General features: G+C 32.2%; 14 protein-coding genes. 9 read left to right on the top strand and 5 right to left on the bottom strand.

The genetic code is table 11. The annotated features are described in order from the left end of the window. Position 1: 1 nt before the first annotated feature. The 4 genes from H3T83_RS03175 (at position 2) to H3T83_RS03160 (ending at position 5186) form a co-directional block, all read left to right on the top strand. Positions 2–1936, top strand: coding sequence for a U32 family peptidase (locus H3T83_RS03175; protein ID WP_198215218.1), 1935 nt, complete (start codon positions 2–4; stop codon positions 1934–1936). A gap of 419 nt (positions 1937–2355) precedes the next feature. Next, a complete protein-coding gene (locus H3T83_RS03170) occupies positions 2356–2661 on the top strand; it encodes a DUF1870 family protein (RefSeq protein ID WP_198215080.1) in 306 nt (101 codons plus the stop codon). 724 nt (positions 2662–3385) lie between these two features. Then, on the top strand, positions 3386–4099 hold the full coding sequence (locus H3T83_RS03165) for a helix-turn-helix domain-containing protein (protein ID WP_034902725.1): 714 nt from the start codon (positions 3386–3388) through the stop codon (positions 4097–4099). A 46-nt stretch (positions 4100–4145) separates the two neighbouring features. Then, positions 4146–5186 (top strand): YdgH/BhsA/McbA-like domain containing protein, encoded by a 1041-nt coding sequence (locus H3T83_RS03160; RefSeq protein WP_198215079.1) that lies wholly within the window; start codon positions 4146–4148, stop codon positions 5184–5186. Between the two features lie 65 nt (positions 5187–5251). Here H3T83_RS03160 and hrpA read toward each other — a convergent pair whose 3' ends face one another. Beyond that, positions 5252–9118, bottom strand: a complete 3867-nt coding sequence (gene hrpA / locus H3T83_RS03155; RefSeq protein WP_198215078.1) for an ATP-dependent RNA helicase HrpA — start codon at positions 9116–9118, stop codon at positions 5252–5254. 75 nt (positions 9119–9193) lie between these two features. On the opposite strand from hrpA, the gene H3T83_RS03150 reads away from it, so the two are divergent. The 4 genes from H3T83_RS03150 to H3T83_RS03135 all read left to right on the top strand — a co-directional run bounded on the left by H3T83_RS03150 (position 9194) and on the right by H3T83_RS03135 (position 15061). After that, entirely contained in the window at positions 9194–9613 is a 420-nt protein-coding gene (locus H3T83_RS03150) for an META domain-containing protein (RefSeq protein ID WP_086364894.1), read from the top strand. Between the two features lie 332 nt (positions 9614–9945). Further along, the gene (gene pykF / locus H3T83_RS03145) at positions 9946–11358 is read left to right on the top strand and encodes a pyruvate kinase PykF (RefSeq protein WP_034902737.1); all 1413 of its coding nucleotides are present in this window, start codon (positions 9946–9948) and stop codon (positions 11356–11358) included. 111 nt (positions 11359–11469) lie between these two features. Beyond that, positions 11470–13527, top strand: coding sequence for a polyphosphate kinase 1 (ppk1, locus tag H3T83_RS03140; RefSeq protein WP_065651120.1), 2058 nt, complete (start codon positions 11470–11472; stop codon positions 13525–13527). Between the two features lie 10 nt (positions 13528–13537). Then, a complete protein-coding gene (locus H3T83_RS03135) occupies positions 13538–15061 on the top strand; it encodes an exopolyphosphatase (RefSeq protein WP_217332157.1) in 1524 nt (507 codons plus the stop codon). Between the two features lie 113 nt (positions 15062–15174). Here H3T83_RS03135 and H3T83_RS03130 read toward each other — a convergent pair whose 3' ends face one another. The 3 genes from H3T83_RS03130 to H3T83_RS03120 all read right to left on the bottom strand — a co-directional run bounded on the left by H3T83_RS03130 (position 15175) and on the right by H3T83_RS03120 (position 20472). Continuing rightward, a complete protein-coding gene (locus tag H3T83_RS03130) occupies positions 15175–16635 on the bottom strand; it encodes a DASS family sodium-coupled anion symporter (protein WP_198215077.1) in 1461 nt (486 codons plus the stop codon). An 87-nt stretch (positions 16636–16722) separates the two neighbouring features. Further along, positions 16723–17685 carry an FAD:protein FMN transferase gene (locus H3T83_RS03125; protein WP_198215076.1) on the bottom strand — a complete coding sequence of 321 codons (963 nt, stop codon included), beginning with the start codon at positions 17683–17685 and terminating at the stop codon, positions 16723–16725. An 18-nt stretch (positions 17686–17703) separates the two neighbouring features. Continuing rightward, complete coding sequence (locus H3T83_RS03120) at positions 17704–20472, bottom strand: flavocytochrome c (protein ID WP_198215075.1); 2769 nt, start codon at positions 20470–20472, stop codon at positions 17704–17706. A 531-nt stretch (positions 20473–21003) separates the two neighbouring features. On the opposite strand from H3T83_RS03120, the gene H3T83_RS03115 reads away from it, so the two are divergent. Further along, on the top strand, positions 21004–22056 hold the full coding sequence (locus H3T83_RS03115) for a hypothetical protein (RefSeq protein ID WP_198215074.1): 1053 nt from the start codon (positions 21004–21006) through the stop codon (positions 22054–22056). A gap of 87 nt (positions 22057–22143) precedes the next feature. Here the strand turns inward: H3T83_RS03115 and H3T83_RS03110 are convergent, their stop codons facing one another. After that, the gene (locus tag H3T83_RS03110; protein WP_198215073.1) at positions 22144–22506 is read right to left on the bottom strand and encodes a YbaN family protein; all 363 of its coding nucleotides are present in this window, start codon (positions 22504–22506) and stop codon (positions 22144–22146) included. Positions 22507–22780: the final 274 nt, after the last annotated feature.

Here is a 22780-nt window from a genome sequence, read left to right as displayed (position 1 = left end):
CCTGCAAACCAACAATAATAAACTTGAATTACTTAGTCCTGCGAAAAACATAGACATTGCCAAACAAGCAATCTTACATGGGGCTGATGCAGTTTATATTGGAGGCCCGCATTTTGGTGCCCGTCATAATGCCGGTAATTCAGTCAGTGATATAGCCGAATTAGTTGAGTTTGCCCATCGTTTTTATGCCAAAGTCTTTGTCACATTAAATACTATTTTGCACGATAATGAACTTGAGATAGCTCGGCAATTGATCTGGCAATTATATGATGCAGGAGTTGATGCTTTAATTGTTCAAGATATGGGCATATTAGCCATGGATATTCCGCCGATAGATTTACATGCTAGCACGCAAATGGATATTCGAACCCCGGAAAAAGCTAAATTTCTTTCAGATGTTGGTTTTTCACAAATAGTTCTAGCTCGAGAATTAAACTTAACTGAAATAGCGAATATTCATCAACAAATAGATGCCAATATCGAATTTTTTATTCATGGGGCTTTATGTGTTGCATTTTCAGGTCAATGTTATATTTCTCATGCTCAAACGGGTAGAAGTGCCAATCGAGGTGATTGTTCGCAAGCATGCCGTTTACCATTCACATTAAAGGATGATCAAGGCCGTGTTGTTGCTTATGAAAAACATCTTTTATCAATGAAAGATAATAATCAATCTGATAACTTAATCGAATTGATACAAGCAGGGGTTAGATCATTTAAAATAGAAGGACGTTATAAAGATTTAAGCTATGTAAAAAATATAACTGCATTTTACCGTAAAAAACTAGATGAAATTTTAGAAAAATCGGATGATTTTGTAAGTGCATCAAGTGGTAGAACTCAACATTTATTCACTCCAGATCCCAATAGAACATTTCATCGAGGTGCTACTGATTATTTTGTTCGGGGTAGACAAGCCAATATTGGCGCTTTTGATTCACCTAAATTTATTGGCTTACCTATCGGTGAGATGACGAAAGTTACTAACCAAGCAATCGATATTAAATCTGAAAAAGTTTTAACTAATGGTGATGGATTAAACGTCTTGGTAAAGCGTGAAATCGTAGGTTTTAGAGCTGATAAAGTTGAAAAAATTGCTAATAATCATTATCGAGTGTTTCCTAATGAATTACCTAAGGTATTTCATTCCTTAAAATTACCTTATCAAATTAACCGTAACCTAGATCATAATTGGCAACAAGTTTTATTAAAAGAATCAAGTAGTCGTCGAATTGGTGTAGCATTTGAATTGAGAAATCAATCAAATATTGTTCAATTGATAGCAACAAGTGAAGAGGGCTGTAGTGTAAAAATTGCTTTAAAAGGTGAGTTTGAATTAGCTGAACAATCTGATAAAGCACTCAAAAATATAAAAGATAGCTTATCAAAACTTGGTCAAACGATATATTACCTTACTGATTTGAATGTTAATTTGACCGAGATATTTTTTATTCCAAGTAGCCAATTAAATCAATTACGAAGAGACATTATTGATAAGTTAACATTGGAACGGCTAACTCATTACCAAAGAAAGTTACGAAAACCACAAGCGGAACCTGCGCCAATTTATCCAGAAGAGCAACTAAGCTTTTTAGCAAATATTTATAATCATAAGGCTAGAGAATTTTATACTCAGCATGGCGTTAAACTAATTGAAAGGGCTTTTGAAGCACATGAAATTAAAGATGATGCGCCATTAATGATTACAAAACATTGTTTGAGATTTGCGTTTAATTTATGTCCTAAACAAGCTAAAGGTATTCAAGGTGTGAAAACAAAAGTAACACCAATGAAATTAATACAAAATAATAATGAAGAATTAATACTGAAATTTAATTGCAAAGCCTGTGAAATGCAAGTTTGGGGTAAAATCAAAAAACACATTTTAAAAATGCCATTACCAGGAAGTGAATTGATTTTATTAACCAATAAATAATTACAGTCAAAGAAACAAAATTTACTGAATAAATTAGTTCTTTTTTAAAGAAGAATTAAGTTCGTAATAATATGTTACATTTAACATAATATACATTATTCTAACTTTAACCAACTGATTTATAATAAAATTATCTCAAAAGGAAAGGGCGGTTACATTACTCTTCTAATAATTGCCAAAATAATAATTTATTAATTATTAATAACAAAAATCATTATAGTAGCACTCAACTAACGATCTTGTATTGATTATTAATAATTGTTTAGAAGATTATATTTATTAACGCATTATAGAATAAGCAATATTTGACTTAAATCAATTCTTATTGTGATAAATATTATGGATTTTATCCAATGTTTTATGACAAAAATTATGATATAGATCCTTTTCATTAGCTAATAGTTGAAAATAAGATTTATATGACTAATATCGAATTGAAAACGCTTAGGCGTTTATTTTTTCTTGATGTTGCAGATGCCGCAACATATATCGGTAAGTGCTCAAAGCGAGCATGGCAATATTGGGAAAGCGGAAGCAGAAAAATTCCAGATGATGTTATAGACACCATGAATAAACTTAAAGAAGAAAGGACAGAATTACTTTTATTATTACAGACTGATAACTTATTCAGTAATAATAAAATTGGCAATTTGGTTTATTCAAGGTTAATTGATTCAGTAAAAGCTGAGCTTTATTCTAAAGGTTTTATTGATAAAATAACCTAATAAATTTACATCATATTTTTATACCTTCAGCTGACAACGTTGGCTAAAAATCAAAAAATGTACAATTAATAATTGTATGTCATTGTTTTTTCTATTTGAATTGAATTGCCAAATTTTTAATAGATTATATACGTATTATCTATAATCATTATATGGATTGAGTATATTTTTTCCTCTTGATGATCTAATTTTTAATTTATAGCGCTTAAACTCTATATAATAAAACTATTTTATAATTAATAATGATAGTTCATCGAATGCGATAGCAATTCAATATAACATTAGATTTTAATTTCGGATGTTTCATGAAATTGAAATTTTATAAATTAAATTCGATAATCGCATGTGAAATTTAAAGAGTTTAAATATTGGATTTTTTGAACCGAGCTGGAATAAAATACTACTAAGATTTTGCTGTTAGTATCATTATTTAGGCGCCTCTTATAAATTTGTTTAAGTGCGCATAATGTATATTATGTTAAATAATAGATATTATAATATATCCCCGTTTATCTCTTTATTACTCGGTAAAATGAGGATTTTAATAAGTTAAAAAGTAAAAACAAATTACCAAAAAGTGGTAATTTAATTATTTAATAATAATTTTTTATTTCTTTTCTATTTATTGAATAATAAAATATAAACTATATAGTTAGTTTTTGTTTTATCATAAAATATGGTAATCTTAGCAATTAAAATCTTTAACGATTCTATTTAGGTTTATATGCACACTATTTATAAAACATTGCGTAGCAATAGTTATTCAGTTCCTTGTGAATTATGTAGTATTGGTGGATTGTGTATCCCTATGTTACTTAATAATTCACTAAGTAATGTTTTAGAACGGCAAAAATCATATTTAAAAGATGAAATAGTTGTTAAATCAAAAACTCCATTTAAAAAGTTTTATATTGTTCATTCTGGTGCATTAAAGACGTTTGTCACTACTCCAGAAAAAACAGAACAAATTAATGGATTTTATTTACCTGGAGATATCGTTGGTTTAGATTCCATTTCAACTAAGGTATATAATAGCAATATTCAAGCATTAGGAAATACTTCGCTTTGTGAACTTTACTATGATGAATTAATGTCATTAATTGACAGTAACAAAGATGTTCGTGATCTGATATTTAAATTATTAAGTACAGATATATATAATTATCAAAAATTAATTCTCTGTTATTCGCAAAAAAAATCTGATGAACGTCTTGCTACTTTTATCTATTCTCTTTATCTTAGATATCAACAAAGAGGACATACTTCTTTAAATATCAAACTGGCAATGAGTCGTGCTGATATAGCCAATTACTTAGGCTTGACGATTGAAACCGTTAGCCGGAATTTATCAAAATTACAAGAACAAAATATTTTAACAGCTAAAGGGAAATACATATATATTAATAATTTAGAAGCTTTAATAGAAATATGTAACTAAATTTATCTGTACTAAATTAATTAAAATTTACTGTAAGGTTTTTTATATGACAAGTTTAAAGAAAACATTTATTGCAGCAACTATTGCACTTATCCCCTGTTCTTCATTCGCTGCCCAGCAGTTAACTGAAGAACAAGCTAATAGCATGCAATCTTACAAGAGCATTACTATTAGAGGTGCTTTTTATACCGATAGCGATTACCTTATGGCTATGTCTAAAGCTGCTGATAATGAAGGTGCGGCTTCTTTCTATATTACTACTACCAATATTAGTCCATCTAATGACACTTTACGAATTGTTTATGCTAAATTATATAAATCAGATGCACCTAAAGCTGTAGAACAAGCGGAAAGTTTACGTAAGTTTGAAGGGGTTTATGAGTATCCAAAATCAAAAGCTATTCGTTTAGAACCATTTAATATTGTTCGTATTCGTGGTTACTTCCCAACCGATTATGACATCAATCAAGCAATTGCTAAAGAAGCTTCAGCTAAAGGGGCTTATGGGTTCTATATTGATTCACGTTCAGAAATAGGTAGTAATTTACAAATTGCAGCTTATTTATTCAAAAAAGATGCACCAGAACGAAAATTACAACCTGAAGATGCTATTCCTTATGATTCTGAAGCGGGTCAATTAGCTTTAGCTAAAGGTGGCGATGCGGCAATGCAGGTTGAAAAACCTGGTTATTATTCTCCTTCAGCGTTTAATGAAAAATATTATGCTGATAAATTTAATAATAAAGTTATAGATAAAACGACTACCACAACGACTACAGGTAAAGTTGCAACATCATCAAATACTGAAACAACAAGTACTGTTACTACAGAACCACAAAGAGTGACTCGTTACACCGTAACATTACCTGATGGAAGAAAAATTCAAGAACTGAATGATGCTACAGCAGCTAAAATGGTTGCTTTTGATACATTGAAATTTAGAGGCTATTATGTCACTGATCAAGAAATTTCTTATCAAGCAGGTAAACGTGCGATTGAAGCTGGCGCAAAATATTATCATATTGCTCGTGTAGCACATGATACTAAAGGCCCAAATATTACGGTATTTGTTGATCTTTATCGATAAACAAAAATGGGCGCCTAAGCGCCCTTCTTTTTACCATTATAACTTATCAGATATAGATTTTAAAATTATAACTCTGCTGATACAGTCTCTATTTGTTGCCTTATGCGTTTTGTTGAAATTGGGTATGGCGTTCCTAATTGTTGGGCAAAAAGATTAACTCTTAGTTCTTCAATCATCCATTTAATGTTAATCACTTTACTTAATGTTTTTTGATTTTCTGGCAAACTATTTAGCCAAGTTTGGTATTCATTCTTAACTTCTTCAATTATATTCATTGTTTGCCTATCTTTAGCCATATTCGAACCAAGCTTCTCTAAGCGTTTTTCAATCGCAGATAAATAGCGATAAATATCAGGAAGTTTGTCATAACCGGTTTGTGCAACAAATCCTTTATAGACTAATTCACTGACTTGCTGTTTGATATCAGATAAAGCAAAAGCAAGGGATAGATCTACTCGACCTTTTAATTTTTTATTAATATTAAAGTGTAACGTTAATATTGATTCTACTTGTTTAGCAATATCAACAACAGTTTCATTGATATGGCTTTTAGTGTAAGTAAGAAATTGTTGATATTGTTGTTGATTATCAATAATTTGGTTGTTTTTTTCTATTAAATGATCAACGCCACAAGCAATGCAATCATCAATAAGATTGAGTACTGTTCCAAACGAATTGAAATATAAACCTAGCTTAGATTTGTTTGGCAGTTTCTCATGTAAATATTTTATCGGTGATGGAATATTGAGGATTAATAATCGGCGAATACCTAACTTACTTAATCGCTTTTGTTCTTCTAAAGAATCAACAAGTTTGATACTAACTGAATGTTGATTATCAATAATCGCTGGATAAGCTTTAATTGTGTAATTGTTTTGTTTTTCTTCATAGATTGCTGGTAAAGAACCAAAATCCCAATTAGTAATATTATTCTTTTCTATTTTAATCGATTTTTTATGTGTTAAGGATGATAAAGCTTGTTGAACTTCTGTTTTAAGTTGTTCTTGAAGTTTAACTAAATCTTTGCCGAAAGCAATTTCGCGATTATGATCAACAATACTGAAATTCATCTTTAAGTAGCTAGGTACTTGATCAAGTTGCCAATCTGTTGACTCAATCCTAGTGCCGGTCATTTTTCTAAATTCATTTTGCAACGTTTCAAGTAACGGTGATGCTGTTGAATTGACTCTACTCAAAAAAGCTTCAGCATAGTTAGGTGCAGGTACCAAACTTTTACGTAATGATTTAGGTAATGACTTGATTAATGAGATAATTAAATCATAGCGAAAACCAGGAACTTGCCAATCAAAACCACTATTTTTTATCTGATTAAGGATATTTAGTGGAATAGTGATTGTGACGCCGTCACGTTCATTACCAAGGTCAAACTGATAACTTAAAGGTAGCTTTAAGTTGTCTTGATACCAAAAATCTGGATAATCATTCACTTTCACCGGTTGTGCTGACGGTTTGATCAACATATTTTTTTCAACATTAAGAAACTCTGGATCAATTTTTTGTTTTGTTTTCCACCATGTATCAAAATGCTTTGCAGAAATCACCGATTTATCTATTCGTTCATCATAAAAATTATAAAGATCATTATCATCAATCAGAATATCTTGACGTCGTGACTTATGTTCAAGATCTTCAACTTCATTGATTAATTTTTGATTTTGCTTATAAAAACTGTGGTTAGTTTGCCAATCACCTTCCACTAACGCATGGCGAATAAATAAAGAACGACTTAATATTGGATCAATTTTACTGTAATTAACTGTGCGACTAGCAACAATAGGTAATCCATATAAAGTGACTTTTTCATTAGCAATGGTTGTTCCTTGTTTTTTAGACCATCTCGGTTCACTGTAACTGTATTTAACTAAATGTTTAGCTATTGGCTCGATCCACTCAGCTTCAATTTTGGCAGCCGTTCTGCCCCACAATCGACTGGTTTCAACCAATTCACTAGCTATACACCATTTCGGTTGATTTTTAAAAATCGCGGAATTAGGGAAAATTGCAAATTTGATATTACGAGCACCAATATATTCATGTTTTTCGATTTCTTTCATCCCAACATGCGATAATAAACCACTTAATAGTGCAATGTGTAATGAACGATAATCCGCTAATTGACTATTAATCGGAAATGCTAGTTGTTTAACAGTTTGCCTAATTTGCGTATAAACATCTTGCCATTCGCGAATACGCAGATAATTGAGGTATTCTTTTTGACATAAACGTCTAAATTGATTACCCGATAATTCTGCTTGTTGGCTAGCAATATAATTCCATAAATTAATAAAAGAGATAAAGTCTGATTCTTTATCGGCAAATCGTCGATGTTTTTCATCAGAAGCTTGCTGTTTATCAAATGGACGTTCTCTAGGATCTTGTATTGATAGTGCGGCAGTAATAATCATCACTTCTTTTATACAACCTAATTGTCTTGCTTCAACTAACATTCTCGCTAATCGAGGATCTATAGGCAACTGAGATAAAATTCGACCTATATCAGTTAAGTGATAATGATGATGTTTAGTGTAAATGGCTCCGAGTTCTTCTAATAGTCGTATGCCATCACGAATATACCTAGAATCAGGTGATTCCACAAACGGAAAAGCAGCAATATCACCTAATCCTAATGATGTCATTTGTAATATAACTGAAGCTAAATTTGTTCGTAATATTTCTGGTTCAGTAAATTCAGGCCTCGATAGAAAATCCTGTTCATCATAAAGTCGAATACAAATACCATCTGATGTTCTACCACAACGCCCTTTTCTTTGATTTGCCGATGCTTGAGAAATTGGTTCAATTGGTAATCTTTGCACCTTAGTACGATAGCTATAACGACTTATTCTGGCTAAGCCAGGATCGATAACATATTTAATGCCTGGAACAGTGAGCGATGTTTCAGCAACATTAGTTGCTAAAACAATTCGTCGTCCATTATGCGGTTGAAAAATGCGATTTTGTTCTGATGCCGATAGCCTTGCGTATAAAGGTAGAATTTCAGTATGTTTCAACTCCAATTTTCTTAATGTATCGGCAAGATCACGTATTTCACGTTCTCCCGTTAGAAAAATGAGTATATCACCAGTACTTTCCGATGAAAGCTCATCGATAGCATTAATGATTGGTTGAAAATCATTGTTTTTATCGCTTTCAGAATCCTCACTAAAAATCACTGGCCGATACCTAACTTCAACCGGATAGGTTCGGCCTGATACTTCAATTATCGGAGCATGATTGAAATGATTAGAGAAACGCTCAACATCTATTGTTGCCGAAGTGATAATAACTTTTAAATCGGGGCGTTTAGGTAATAGTTGTTTTAAATATCCTAAAATAAAATCAATATTTAAACTACGTTCATGAGCTTCATCTATAATGATAGTATCATATTGCAGTAATAGCTTATCTTGTTGAATTTCTGCTAATAAAATCCCATCAGTCATCAATTTAACCAATGTACTATCACTGACATGATCTGAAAACCTAACTTTGTAACCGACTAATTGCCCTATTTCCGTCTTTAATTCTTCAGCAATACGATTGGCTACCGAACGAGCTGCTAATCTTCTAGGTTGAGTATGACCAATATAGCCTTTAACACCTAGCCCTAATTCTAGACATATTTTGGGAATTTGTGTCGTCTTACCTGAACCTGTTTCGCCAGCAATTATGACCACTTGATGATGTTTAATTGCTTCATAAATAGCCTGTTTTTTTTCAACTACAGGTAAATTACTAGGAAAATCAATATGATCAGGTAAAGATTGTAATCGAACATTATAATGTTCAATAGCTAAATCAATTGCTGATTCAATTTCAGCAATATTTTGTTTTTTATTAATAAGCTTTCTTATTTTCAGTTGATCTAAGAAAGTCATTGACGACAATTTGTTTAATTGTTGAGATACCATAAGGCGTTGAGTATATTATTCACAATTATAATTGTTATAAATTATAGCAAATATTCCTTATTTATAGGAGATTAAATGAAGAAATCACTATTACTATTATTATCTGCTTCGCTAATATTTAACTCAACTGGATGCGCTTTTTCAAATAGCATTAATGAACAGGATCTTATGCATCACCATTATATTCTGATGGAAAATAATGGTTTGAGTTTACCTATTTTCAAAAATGTTGATTTAGAATTTGGCGAAAATATGATTATGATTGGAAAAATCTGTAGTGAATTTTTAGCTCAAGTTAAACTTGAAAATAATATGATCAAAGGCCAGATAATTAATATGACCAACAATAAATGTCAGAACAAACAATTAGATTTACTCGATAATGTGATTAAAAAACTGATTATTGATGGGGCAAATATTCAATTAATTGACACTAAATTAGTACTAAAAAATAACCAAGACACACTTATCTTTCAATTAAAAGATTATATGTAACTAAAAAACCCCTTTCCTCAAAATTTTTATAAAATCTATCGTTATTATCCAATTTGTTATCTTATACTAATTGTATAAACTTAAAACAGATTTAGTGATAAAAAACTTTATTTAAAATAGAGTTAAGTCTATAATGAAGCCAATTTTTTGAGGATCTAAATTTTAATGAAAATAGTCAATTTTTCAGACACTGAAATAAAATTAAGTAACTATTTTTCAGTTGCTCGATCCTTCTTATATCCCTTTCAATCCAATGTAAATACTTTGCATTTAGACATATACCCAGTTTATATGAAATTTAAACATTAACCTTAACAAGTAGTGATAATATTATGAAAAAGACAAAAATCGTTTGTACTATAGGACCAAAATCAGAATCAAAAGAGATGTTAACCAAATTATTAAATGCAGGCATGAATGTAATGCGTTTAAACTTCTCTCATGGTGATTATGAAGAACACGGTAATCGAATCAAAAATTTACGTGAAGTAATGCAAGAAACTGGCTTAAAAGCGGCAATTATGTTGGATACTAAAGGTCCAGAAATCCGTACTATTAAGTTAGAAGGTGGTAATGATGTATCACTTGTTGCTGGTCAAACTTTCACTTTTACTACCGATGAAACCGTAGTTGGTAATTCAGAACGTGTTGCGGTTACTTATAAAGGTTTTGCTCAAGATCTTAAACCTGGCAATCGTGTTTTGGTTGATGATGGTTTAATCGCTATGGACGTTGTCGAAATCAACGGTAACGAAGTTGTCTGTAAAGTACTAAATAATGGTGATTTAGGTGAAAATAAAGGTATTAACTTACCAGGTGTTTCTATTAAATTACCTGCACTTGCTGAAAAAGATAAAAATGATTTAATTTTCGGTTGTGAGCAAGGTGTTGACTTTATTGCTGCATCTTTTATCCGTAAACGTTCTGACGTTGAAGATATCCGTGCTCATCTTAAAGCTCACGGTGGTGAAGAAATCAAAATTATTTCTAAAATTGAAAACCAAGAAGGTTTAGATAATTTTGATGAAATTTTAGAAGCTTCTGACGGTATCATGGTGGCTCGTGGTGACTTAGGTGTGGAAATCGCTGTTGAAGAAGTTATTTTTGCTCAAAAAATGATGATCAAAAAATGTAATAAAGCGTCAAAACCAGTTATTACTGCAACACAAATGTTAGACTCAATGATTAAAAACCCTCGCCCTACGCGTGCTGAAGCAGGTGACGTTGCTAATGCAATCATTGATGGAACCGACGCAGTTATGTTATCAGGTGAAAGTGCTAAAGGTAAATATCCATTTGAAGCAGTAAATGTGATGGCTACAATCTGTAAACGTACTGATGGTACTATTCCTGCTAAACTTGAGTTAACAACCAAAGAAGAAACATTACGTATTACTGCTGCAGTTTGTTGTGGTGCAGTTGAAATTGCTGAACGTTTAAATGTGCCATTAATTGTTGTTGCTACTCGTAGTGGTAAATCTGCTCGTGAACTTCGTCATTACTTCCCGACAGCTCGTATTTTAGCGTTATCTTCAAGTCAAAAAACAGTTAATCAATTAGCATTATCTAAAGGTGTTGAACCAATTTTAATTGATGCGATTAACTCAACTGACGATTTCTACCGTTTAGGTAAAGAAATGGCAGTTAAAGTTTGTAATGTTAAACAAGGTGATACGATTGTTATGGTATCAGGTGCATTGGTTCCAAGTGGTACTACTAATACAACTTCGGTACACCGTATCTAATCATTTTAAAATTGTTTAAATGAATAATAAAAAGCTAGCGATGTGCTAGCTTTTTTTTTAACATGCGTTATGCTGTTAGATATTCAATTTGTGGACTGGACCAAATAAGACATGATTATAGAAAAAGTATATTTACCCAAAGAACTCAGTTGGTTATCCTTTAATCAACGTGTACTACAAGAGGCGGCTGATGAAAGTAATCCTCTTATAGAACGAATCCGTTTTTTAGGTATTTACTCCAGTAATCTAGACGAATTTTATAAAGTTCAATTTGCAAACTTAAAAAAATATGTTCTTATTGAGCAAGAACAATCTCAATCCACCTCAAATGCGAAACATTTATTAAGACAAGTTAACCAAAAAGTTATTCAACTTGAATTACAATTTGATCAGCTCTATAACGAACTATTATTAGAAATGGCTAGAAACCAGATTTTTCTAATAAATGAGAGGCAACTTACTAGTTATCAAGAAAATTGGATAAAAAATTACTATAAGCAAAATCTAAGACAATATATCACCCCTATTCTTCTTGATAGCCATACTGAATTGATCCAATTTCTCAAAGATGATCATGCTTATTTGGCAGTGGAAATTATTTGTAAAGACAATATTAGTTATGCCTTATTGGAGCTGCCTACCGACAATGCTCCTCGTTTTGTTTTATTACCATCGGAAGTTTCAACCAAAAACAAATCAATTATCTTTTTAGATAATATTTTACGTTACTGTTTAGACGATATTTTTAAAGTCTTTTTTGATGCTGTTGAATTAAATGCTTATTCAATCAATATTAATCGTGATGCAGAATATGAATTAAATAGTGAACTAGATAGTTTACTAGAATTAATGTCACAAGGATTAAAACAACGTTTAACCGCACAACCGGTACGCTTTACCTATCAAAAAGATATGCCTAAAGCATTATTTGAATTATTGATTAATAAGTTAAAATTAACAGAACAAGATGCAATGCCAGGCGGACGTTATCCTAATTTTAAAGATTTAGTTAACTTTCCTGATTTAGGGGTTAAAAATTTACTTAATAAACGTTTACCTAGCCTTGCTTATAATCGATTCAAAAAATTTAGGAATGCTTTTGCGACTATTAAGGATCGAGATGTATTGCTCTACTATCCTTATTATTCATTTGGTCATGTACTTGAGATCATGCGTCAAGCCTCTTTCGATCCAGCTGTGACCCATATTCGTATGAATATTTATCGGGTGGCGAAAGATTCACGATTTATTCACGCAGCCATTAATGCCGCCAATAATGGTAAAAAAGTTACTGTCGTGGTTGAACTACAGGCTCGTTTTGATGAAGAGGCAAATATAAAATGGGCTAAAAGATTAATTCGTAGTGGTATCAAAGTTATCTATTCACAACCAAAACTTAAGATCCATGCTAAGTTGTTTTTAATTGATCGACGAGAAGAAGATAAAATTATTCGCTATGCACATATTGGCTCAGGTAACTTTAATGAAAAAACAGCACGAGTCTATACTGATTTTTCACTATTAACTTCTGATCCAGCCATTACCGATGAAGTTATTAAAGTATTTAATTTTATTGAAAATCCATTTAAGCCTGTTTCATTTAATCATTTACTGGTTTCTCCACAAAATACTCGTCAACGTTTTTATGAATTTATTGAACGTGAAATTAATAATGCCAAAGCAGGAAAACCTTCCGGTATTTATTTAAAATTGAATGCGATCACCGATAAAGAGATGATTGACCAACTTTATCGAGCTTCATGTGCAGGTGTAAATATTAGAATGATTGTTAGGGGGACTTGTGTGTTAGTTCCTCAAATCCCTAATTTAAGTGAAAACATCTATGTAACGAGTATTGTCGATCAATATTTAGAGCACGCTCGGGTATATATTTTTGAAAACGATGGTAAAAAAGACACTTATATTTCATCAGCAGACTGGATGCCTCGTAACTTAGATAATCGAATTGAAGTGGGTGTTAAAATTTTTGATCCAGTTTTAAAATCTACTATACATGATATCTTTAACTTGCAATGCAATGATAATGTCAAAGCAAGAATCATCGATAAAGATAATATGAATAATTATGTACAACGAGGCAATAAGAAAAAAATAAGAGCACAACATGCCATTTATGACTATTTAAAACACATGGAATCATCGGTATAAGGGTTTTAACGTGAATAAATTTAATGAATATGCTGTCGTCGATTTAGGCTCTAATAGTTTTCATATGATTATAGCTCGTAATGTAGATGGAGCTAGGCAAATTATATATAAACATAAAAAGAATATTCATCTTGCTACTGGATTAAATGAAAATAATGAATTAAGTGAATCAAGTATTAATCGCGGTATTGAATGTTTAGCGTTATTTGCTGAACGATTAAATGGATTTCCAGCCGAAAATGTAAGAATTATCGCTACTTATACTTTACGAATTGCAAAAAATAGACTTAAATTTTTAAACGAAGCAGCTAAAGTATTACCATACCCTATTGAAATCATTTCTGGTCAAGAAGAAGCCAGACTTATTTATCTCGGTACAATGACAGCAGAGTCCACCAATGAAAACGATAGCAAATTCGTGGTTGATATTGGTGGTGGCTCTACTGAAATTGCCATTGGTAAAGGTAATAATCTAAAACCTATACTGGTAGCTAGCAGACCAATGGGATGTGTCACTTACACTAAACAGTTTTTTCCGCAAAAGAAAATTGATTATCAATCATTTCAACAAGCAAAATTAGCTGCCGAGCAACAAATTGAAAATTTAATCAATCTAATAAAAAAACAAAATATTAGTGCTGCTTTCGGTACATCCGGTACCATTAAAAGCATTTATAAAATTTTACTCGATATTGGGGTTAGCGACGGAATTATTACCCCTAAACGTTTGGATGATTTAATCAGTTATGTATTAGAATTTAATTATTTTCATGAAATTGATTTTCCTTCTCTATCCGAGGAAAGAAAAAATGTTTTTGTCAGTGGATTAGCTATCTTCAGTGGCGTCTTTAATGCATTAGGTTTAGAAGAATTACAATTTAGTCCAAGTGCTTTACGTGAAGGTGTTCTTTACGAACTTATTGATGGGCCGAACTACCGAGATATCAGACAAACAACAGCTGAATCGCTATCGCAGCACTATAATATTGATGAACGCCATGCTAAACAAATTGTGAAAACGGCAAAATACCTTTTTTCTCAATGGAAAGCGCAATCTTTAATGATCATACCACCAAGTGTTGAATCCATTTTATATTGGGCAGCACAATTGCATGAGGTGGGGTTAAAAATTAACTTTTCTTCGATCCATAAACACTCTAGTTATATTCTAAAAAATAGTAATTTACCGGGGTTTAATGAAGAACAGCAATTATTATTATCAACGTTGGTTCGTTACCATCGAAAATCGATTAATATAGAAGAATTTCCTTATTTTAGCTTGTTTGAATTTAAGCATATCATTGCCATGTTACAAATTCTCAGATTATCGATACTCATAAACAATCAACGTAGTCCCGATCTAGATCTCAATGCTTTTAAGTTAATTTTGTCGCAAGAAAAATCCACTAAAATGACACTAACGATAGATAAGCTGTTTGTTGAAAATAATAGGTTGATTCTATTAGATTTGGAACAAGAGAAAAAATATTGGAAATCGGTAAATAACTGGAAATTATCAATTGAAACTTTATAAGATTTTACTTTATTAAGGTAAAAAACCGCCATTTGAAGTGACCCCCCAATAGTTGGACAACCAATTACTGGGGGGCTTTTTATTTGTCGATAACAGTAGAGATTATAGAGTTTTTAACCTAATCCAATAATTTTCCACCATAAAATACCAACGGTGAAAACAATAATTAGATTAACTACACTACAAATAAAGCCTACTTTCCACCAAGTTTTTACCGGTACAAATCCTTCAGCAAATAATAATGGATTTCGAGCATTTGCAAACTGAGTAAGAGAACCAAAATAATTGGTACAAATGACAAAAGCAAAAATAGCAATTAATTGTGGTACTCCTAAGGCAATAGCAACCGATAAGAACACGGGGAACAGTGCCGCAATATGTGCATTACCACTGGCAAAGAAATAGTGTAAATAAACATAAGCTACACATAGAATAATAATAACAAAAATCCAACTACTATCACCTAAATGGCCTTTTACTGCTGCACCAATGGTATCGCCTAACCATTTAGTTACACCAAGTTTATTAACTTGACCAGCCATCATTAACAAAGCAGCAAACCAGATTAATGTATCCCATGCCGCTTTTTCACCTTTGATATCATCCCAACTTAATACACCAGTTAAAATTAAAATAGTTAAACCAATAAATGCGGTTGTAGTTGAATCAATACCAATATTTTTACCAAAAATCCAAAGTGCTAATAATAAAACGACTGTAGAACCCATAATGATTTCTTTTAAGGTAATTGAACCCATTTTCTTAAGTTCTTCAGCAGCTAATTTTGGTGCTTCGGGTGTTTTTTTCAATTCTGGATTAGTTAAAAAATAAATAACTAAAGGAATAACAACAAATGACACTAAACAAGGAACAATTGCAGCAATAAACCATTGTCCCCAACCCAAAGTGATACCAAGTGATGAAGTCACTAATTTTGCCGCTAATAAATTACCAGTAAAAGCTGTTAAAAACATTGCCGAAGTAATGTCGTTAACGTGACTTATGGTTAGCATTAAAAAAGTACCAATACGATTTCTTGATTCATCTTTAGGATTTGAATTAAAGTTGATTGCTAATGCCTCAGCAATTGGATAGATTACCCCACCAGCTCGAGCCGTAGTACTTGGAATTGCCGGCGCTAAAGCAACATCGGTTACTGATAATCCATAAGCTAAACCTAAGGTATTTTTACCTAAAATTTTAACTAAAAAATAAGCAATACGTTTACTTAAACCAGTTTTAATAAACCCTCTAGCAATCATAAACGCGATAACAATCAACCAAATTAAACTACTGTTTAATTCACTTAATGATATTTTGACTGATTCGGCAGCGGTTGTCGCTCCTGATGGTCTAAGAACAGCAAATACCGTAATAGCTAATAATCCAATTGCGCCTATAGGCATGATTTCTGCAACAATACAGGCAATAGTCGCCACAAATATAATACTTGTTCGCCACCCTTCTAAACTAATACCTTCTGGTGGAGATATAAAAAGCCACAATATTGCCGATATTCCTGCAATAATAATAAGAGGAAGCCATTTAACTGGCGGTTTTTTTACTGTACTCATAATATTTCCTTTTAAATTAAATATCAATTTAATCAAATTGATAATGAAATGATATAATTTGTAAAATCTTTATTTTATTCGCAATATCTAGCTTATTTGATATTCTTGGTCGAGCAGTTGAAAAGCAAAATTATCAGGATTGACTATCTTTATTGTTTTATCCTTCAATAAAAATATAGCAGATAAATTTTGCTGATTTTTCAATAATTGTTTAGTCTTTTCAGTACCAAATCCATATAAGATTGTTGAATAAATATCTCCCTCAAGGGATGTATCCGAAATAATGGTTATACTTTCTAATTCATTATCTAAAGGATAACCCGTTTTAGAATCCAAAATATGATGATAAACATGTTGGTTTTCAATAAAGTAACGTTCGTAAATTCCTGATGTAACTACGGATTTATTTTTTACTTTAATAAGACCGACTAACTCATTTTCGATTGAGGAAAAGGGTTTTTTTAACCCAATATGCCAATAACCTTCAGCATCAATGGGTGAATCGCCTATAGTTAGCACATTACCACCTAAGTTTATTATGGCTTGATAAACATTGTGTTGTTGCAAAACAAGTTTAATCACATCGGCAATATAACCTTTGGCTATTGCCCCCAAATCAATCTCCATGCCAGCCTTTTTTAAAAATACCGAACAAGATTTAGGATCTAATTTAATATCATTAGGATCGATCAAAGATCTCTTTTCAACAATTTGCTCAGGATTGGGGACCTGATGCCCAGAAAAACCGATCTTCCAAAGTTTAACTAATGGGCCAATAGCAACATTAAAGCAACTATCTGGCATTAAACTGACTTTCCAAGCTTGCTCAATAAGCGAATAAACGGCATGACTAACTCTAACCGGATGTTTTCCTGCCGCATTATTGATTGACACAACTTCCGATACCGGTCTATTAACCGTTAATTTATTTTCAAGCTGATTAATGGTATTAAAAACATGTTGCACAACGGTTTCATTAGGCTCAAAAAGCATTAATGATACCGTTGTTCCCATCATAGCTTGAGTATATTCATAGCGTGAATGATGCATTCAAAAATTGCTATTCAGTTATTGATGAATATAATCTGTCGCTTGTTTTCCTGCTTGCATACCAAAAATGATAATATCGGCTACGGCATTACCACCGATACGATTGGCGCCATGTACACCACCAACAACTTCACCAGCAGCAAATACCCCACTGATGACATTTTTCTCGGTATCAAGAACCTGAGTTTCAGTATTAATTGTTACCCCACCCATAGTATGATGAATACCTGGAGCAATTTTGATCGCATAAAAAGGAGCTTTATCAATTGGATGACGTAAACCAGTAGTTCGACCAAAATCTTCATCTTGTTTGTTATTTACAAAATGATTATATCGTTCAATGGTTTTATGTAAGGTATTCGCATCAATTGACAGTTTTTGCGCTAATTCATCAATTGAATTAGCTTGCACAGTTAGATCTTGCGATACATATTCCTCAACAGACTTATTTTCATCACGAATTTGTTGATCAAATAAAATATATGAATAATGTTCAGGCAACTTAATGATTTCGGCAGATACTTTGTCACGTGTATTTAATTCATTAACAAAACGTTCACCTTTTTGTGATACTAAAATAGCACCACCACCACGAATTGATTCAGAAATTAAGTAAGATGTAGTCTGCTCAACAGTCGGATGAATTTGAATTTCTCTCATATCCACTGTTCCGGCACCTAATTTTTCTAAAATCATAATACCAGAGCCAGTTGCACCTTTGTGATTGGTGGTGACAAATCCTTTAAGATCTGGACGATATTTTTCAACCATTTCATGATTAGCACTAAAACCGCCAGTAGCAATTATAACTGCTTTAGCTTTTATGGTTTGTATTGAACCGTCTTCTTCAGTCACCTTAACACCAACAACTTTATTATTTTCAGTAATAATTTCAGTTACATTACAATCAAGCATTACTTCAATGCCACGTCGATTAATGTTTTTAACTAAACCACTAATTAAAAAACCGCCGACTGCAGCACCACTTGCTGGACGATGAGTCCGATCAATACTCATACCACCTGTAGTTGTAATACCGCTGAGTTCAATGCCATTATTATCTAACCAATCAATAGCATCAGGGGCATTCTCAACAAAATAGCGTAATAGTTCTGGATTATTTTTGTTTTTGCCGCCAATCATGGTTTCTTGATAAAACAGATCTTTACTATCAACAATACCTTTGAGTCTTTGGAATTTGGTTTCCGCAGCATTCATACCTGCTGAAGCTTTATTAGTATTACCGCCAATAACTGACATTTTTTCAATCACAACAACACTAGCACCAAGGTCATGAGCTTGAATCGCTGCAGCAAGACCGGCACCACCACTACCGACAACAACGACGTCATAGGCTTTAGCATTTGGATCGCCACCTTCGGCAATAATCGCTTCTTTGTTTGATTGAGCCATTGCCTTAGTAACTGCTTTTTTGAAGGCTTCACTTTGTGATGTAGCTCCAGAAATCGCATCTACATGAGGACTATTTGACTCAATAATGCGATGCTTAATTTCTGAAAAATTATTTAATACCTCATTATCAAAATTATTGGCATTAACTAATTGCATATCTTTGATAAAATCTTTACCAAGCTCAACATTAATCACAAATTCATAAGACTCATCATTGACTTTTTCTTGATAATTTCCTGGTTTAAACTTTTTAACATTCAAGTTCACATCACGAATTAAACTTTCGACAAGTGAAAAATGCCACAAAGGTTCTGGAATATTAAGTTCTTCTCGTTTATCACTATTGATGAATAACTCTAACTTTTCACCTTTCATGATGCGATCAGTCCAATCTGGATAAGCAATACACGCTCGGCCAACTGCGACAAAGTCAAATCCATTATCTAATGCGGCTCTAACATCACTTTCATTAACAACGTTGCCCACCCCAACAACCGGGATTTTAGCTAAAGTTTCTGAACGCATTGCTATATATTTATTAATTAATGGTGTTGGATCTTGAGTATCAACTATCGAAGGCCTTAAAATTGCCCCCATTGAAAAATGAATATAATCCAAGCCTTTCTCAGCAAGCTTTTCAAGTAAATACATTGAATCATCAAAACGAATCCCCGGCTCTTCTATTTCTTCTGGTGAGAAACGGTAACCAACAATAAAGTCTGAATTTGCATACTGTTTGACCATATTATAGGTAATATCTAGAACCGCTAATGGGAATCGAGCTCGATTATCACGACTACCTCCCCATTTATCATTTCGTTGATTTGAATTTGGTGAATAAAATTGTTGAATCAAATAAGTATTAGCACCATGAATTTCCACGCCATCAAAACCAGCTTGAATAGCTCGACGTACTGCTTGACCAAACTTATCAACCATTTGATCAACTTCATCGGCAGTTAATTCTATCGGTGTAGCTGCTCCCGGTCTTGGTGCCGCAATAGCACTTGGACCAACTGGAGTTTGACCACCAATGAGTTTCGGTTCAACCATTCTACCGCCATGATAAACTTGAATAATCGCTTTTGAACCTTTTTCTTTAATAGCTTGAGCTATTTTTGCCAGACCTTCAATTTTATCATCGCTATCAAGACCGATTGCACCAGGGAAAGCTAATCCTTTATTATCGACAAAACCACATTCAACTATAATTGAGCCTATTTCTCCAGCTCTTGCTCGATAATATTCAATTAAATCACTTGTAACCGAGCCTTCATAAAACCCTGAGCAAGTGGTCATAGGTGCCATCATAATGCGATTTTTTAATGCCACTCCATTGGGTAAGGTTACTGATTTGAAAATATCTTTTTTCATTTATTTATACCTAATATTTAATATTAAAATTAAAATTAAAATTTTGGCGTGCATAATACCATCTCAAATTTCTCTTCTCCACTTACATAAGTTTCATTAGTCAAAAAATATCATTTTTTCGACAGGAAAATATCAAATGTTTTTAGTGGTTTAATTACAAAAATTACAAAATCAAAACAAATGACTACTCATTTCTTATCGAATTTGTTGGCTTATACAACTATTTTAGGTCAGACAGTCTAAAAAAAAACACTATAACTATTTCATTTACTTATATATTTTTATCAATATAGCACTTGAACTTTATTTATATTCAGCTAGAATGCTTTGCAATTTTAGAAAAGAGAATTTGATTATGATTGTGGTTCAAACACACAGACCAATAACAAAAACAAAATTGAATTGTCTTTTTCTTTTAAATATTGATCCTCCTTTATGGAGGATTTTTTATGTCTACAACTTTAACTTTTCAAGTTTATACCAAATTTTAAATCAAAACCACATTAAGAATAGCCATAAACAGGAGATAGCATGAAACCTTTGATCCCTTTTTATAATCCAAGTATAAGTTATGAAGATAACTATGCTCAAGGCCCTTTTGGACTTTTTGCTGAATTAGATAAGGCTGAACAGGTCGCAACTAAACCAACAAAATTTTTAAATATCGATGTTAACCTACCATTTGGTCAGCCGGCAGGTCCGTTACTAAATGCTAATTATATTAAAGCTGCTTTTGCTTATGGATTTGACTTATGTGTTTATAAAACGGTTAGAACCAAGTTTCACAAATGCCATCCATTACCGAATGTTTTATCTGTCCATCCTAATGGCAAGTTATCACCTAACTTAGATACTGTATTGGCTGATACAAATTATAATCAACCATTATCAATTACCAACTCCTTTGGAGTACCATCTCTTGCACCTGATATTTGGCAACCGGATATGGCTGATGCGGTAAATGCAGCTGGCGCTGGACAATGTGTTATTGGTAGTTTCCAAGGAACTCAAGGTAATGGTGAGATAGAAAAAGATTATGCTTTAGCTGCTAAATTAGTAAGAGAAACTAATGCACCAATATTAGAAGCTAATTTAAGTTGTCCAAACGAAGGAGCAAGTAAACTACTTTGTTTTGATGTCGATAAAGTAGAACGAATTGTGAATGAAATTAAGAATGCGGTACCAGATCGCCCTCTTATTTTAAAATTAGCTTATTTCCCAGATGATGAACGTATTATATCTCTATTAACTCGTGTCGGAAAAATCATTGACGGATTGAGTACTATTAATACCCTTTCGGCAAAACCGGTAGATGCAAATGGACATCCGGCATTAGGCGAAAACCGTAAGGAAGGTGGTATATGTGGTGATGCAATCCGTTGGGCTGGTTTAGATATGGTTAGTCGACTTAATAAATATCGTAAACAAATGGATTTAAAATTTGCCATTATTGGTGTTGGTGGTGTTAGTAATAGTGAACATTATCATCAATTTATTCAAAATGGCGCTGATGCGGTAATGAGTGCTACAGGAGCAATGTGGAACCCATTATTAGCTATTGAGATTAAAAAAAGTCTTAAATAGTTATCAGTTAACTCACTTTATAACTGATTAATTGTTACAGGGTAACTTATTTGCCCTGTAATTTTATTCTTACCAAAAACTATATCATCACTTCTTGAGAAAATAATAACCGCCAAAAATAACATGTGCAAAGAAGACTATTGCTAAAATAATTCTAACATGCAAAGAATCAATTAAAATAAATGGAATTAATAAAATGATAAATACCATGGTTAACATTTTTACTAATCCTGTTTTTGAAATCTTTTTCTCGATAATCATTTTTTGTACATAAGTTTGATAATAACGAGTTTGAGTAAAATAGTTATACAGGCGATCAGAACTATTTAACCATAGATATGCAGTAAGCAGATAAAAAGGGACTGTAGGCAAAAGAGGAACAAAAATGCCCACAGTTCCTAATACAAAGAAAACCCCACCTAGAAAAATAAATAGCGATTTTTTTAACATATCTAAATCAATTCGAATAACTTTAACTTATGCAAATAATTATTGAAGATAACATAAATAGAGAAAGTTACAACTTTAGGTTCTCGTCGTGATATCACTTATATTTAAAATCAAAATTGGAACGAAAAAAGGATAAAAAAATTAATTTATTGTTACGAAAATTATTCTGTATTTTTAACAATAAATTGTATTGAATTATAGTTAAGATTAATTAAGAAATATTATAAGTTTTATATAGATAGTTTTATGTGAGTGATTTTGAATTAAACTTAAA

The organism is Gilliamella sp. M0320, from assembly GCF_016101635.1.
GTDB lineage: Bacteria > Pseudomonadota > Gammaproteobacteria > Enterobacterales > Orbaceae > Gilliamella > Gilliamella apis.
Note: the sequence above shows the minus strand (reverse complement) of the source record. Positions and strands in the feature narration are given on the sequence as shown.

What these genes read in the sequence shown, in the direction of transcription:
- H3T83_RS03170 (WP_198215080.1), top strand. Translation starts at nt 2,356, where the DNA reads ATGACTAATATCGAATTGAAAACGCTTAGGCGTTTATTTTTTCTTGAT.
- H3T83_RS03165 (WP_034902725.1), top strand. Translation starts at nt 3,386, where the DNA reads ATGCACACTATTTATAAAACATTGCGTAGCAATAGTTATTCAGTTCCT.
- H3T83_RS03160 (WP_198215079.1), top strand. Translation starts at nt 4,146, where the DNA reads ATGACAAGTTTAAAGAAAACATTTATTGCAGCAACTATTGCACTTATC.
- hrpA (WP_198215078.1), bottom strand. Translation starts at nt 9,118, where the DNA reads ATGGTATCTCAACAATTAAACAAATTGTCGTCAATGACTTTCTTAGAT.
- H3T83_RS03150 (WP_086364894.1), top strand. Translation starts at nt 9,194, where the DNA reads ATGAAGAAATCACTATTACTATTATTATCTGCTTCGCTAATATTTAAC.
- pykF (WP_034902737.1), top strand. Translation starts at nt 9,946, where the DNA reads ATGAAAAAGACAAAAATCGTTTGTACTATAGGACCAAAATCAGAATCA.
- ppk1 (WP_065651120.1), top strand. Translation starts at nt 11,470, where the DNA reads ATGATTATAGAAAAAGTATATTTACCCAAAGAACTCAGTTGGTTATCC.
- H3T83_RS03130 (WP_198215077.1), bottom strand. Translation starts at nt 16,635, where the DNA reads ATGAGTACAGTAAAAAAACCGCCAGTTAAATGGCTTCCTCTTATTATT.
- H3T83_RS03125 (WP_198215076.1), bottom strand. Translation starts at nt 17,685, where the DNA reads ATGCATCATTCACGCTATGAATATACTCAAGCTATGATGGGAACAACG.
- H3T83_RS03120 (WP_198215075.1), bottom strand. Translation starts at nt 20,472, where the DNA reads ATGAAAAAAGATATTTTCAAATCAGTAACCTTACCCAATGGAGTGGCA.
- H3T83_RS03115 (WP_198215074.1), top strand. Translation starts at nt 21,004, where the DNA reads ATGAAACCTTTGATCCCTTTTTATAATCCAAGTATAAGTTATGAAGAT.
- H3T83_RS03110 (WP_198215073.1), bottom strand. Translation starts at nt 22,506, where the DNA reads ATGTTAAAAAAATCGCTATTTATTTTTCTAGGTGGGGTTTTCTTTGTA.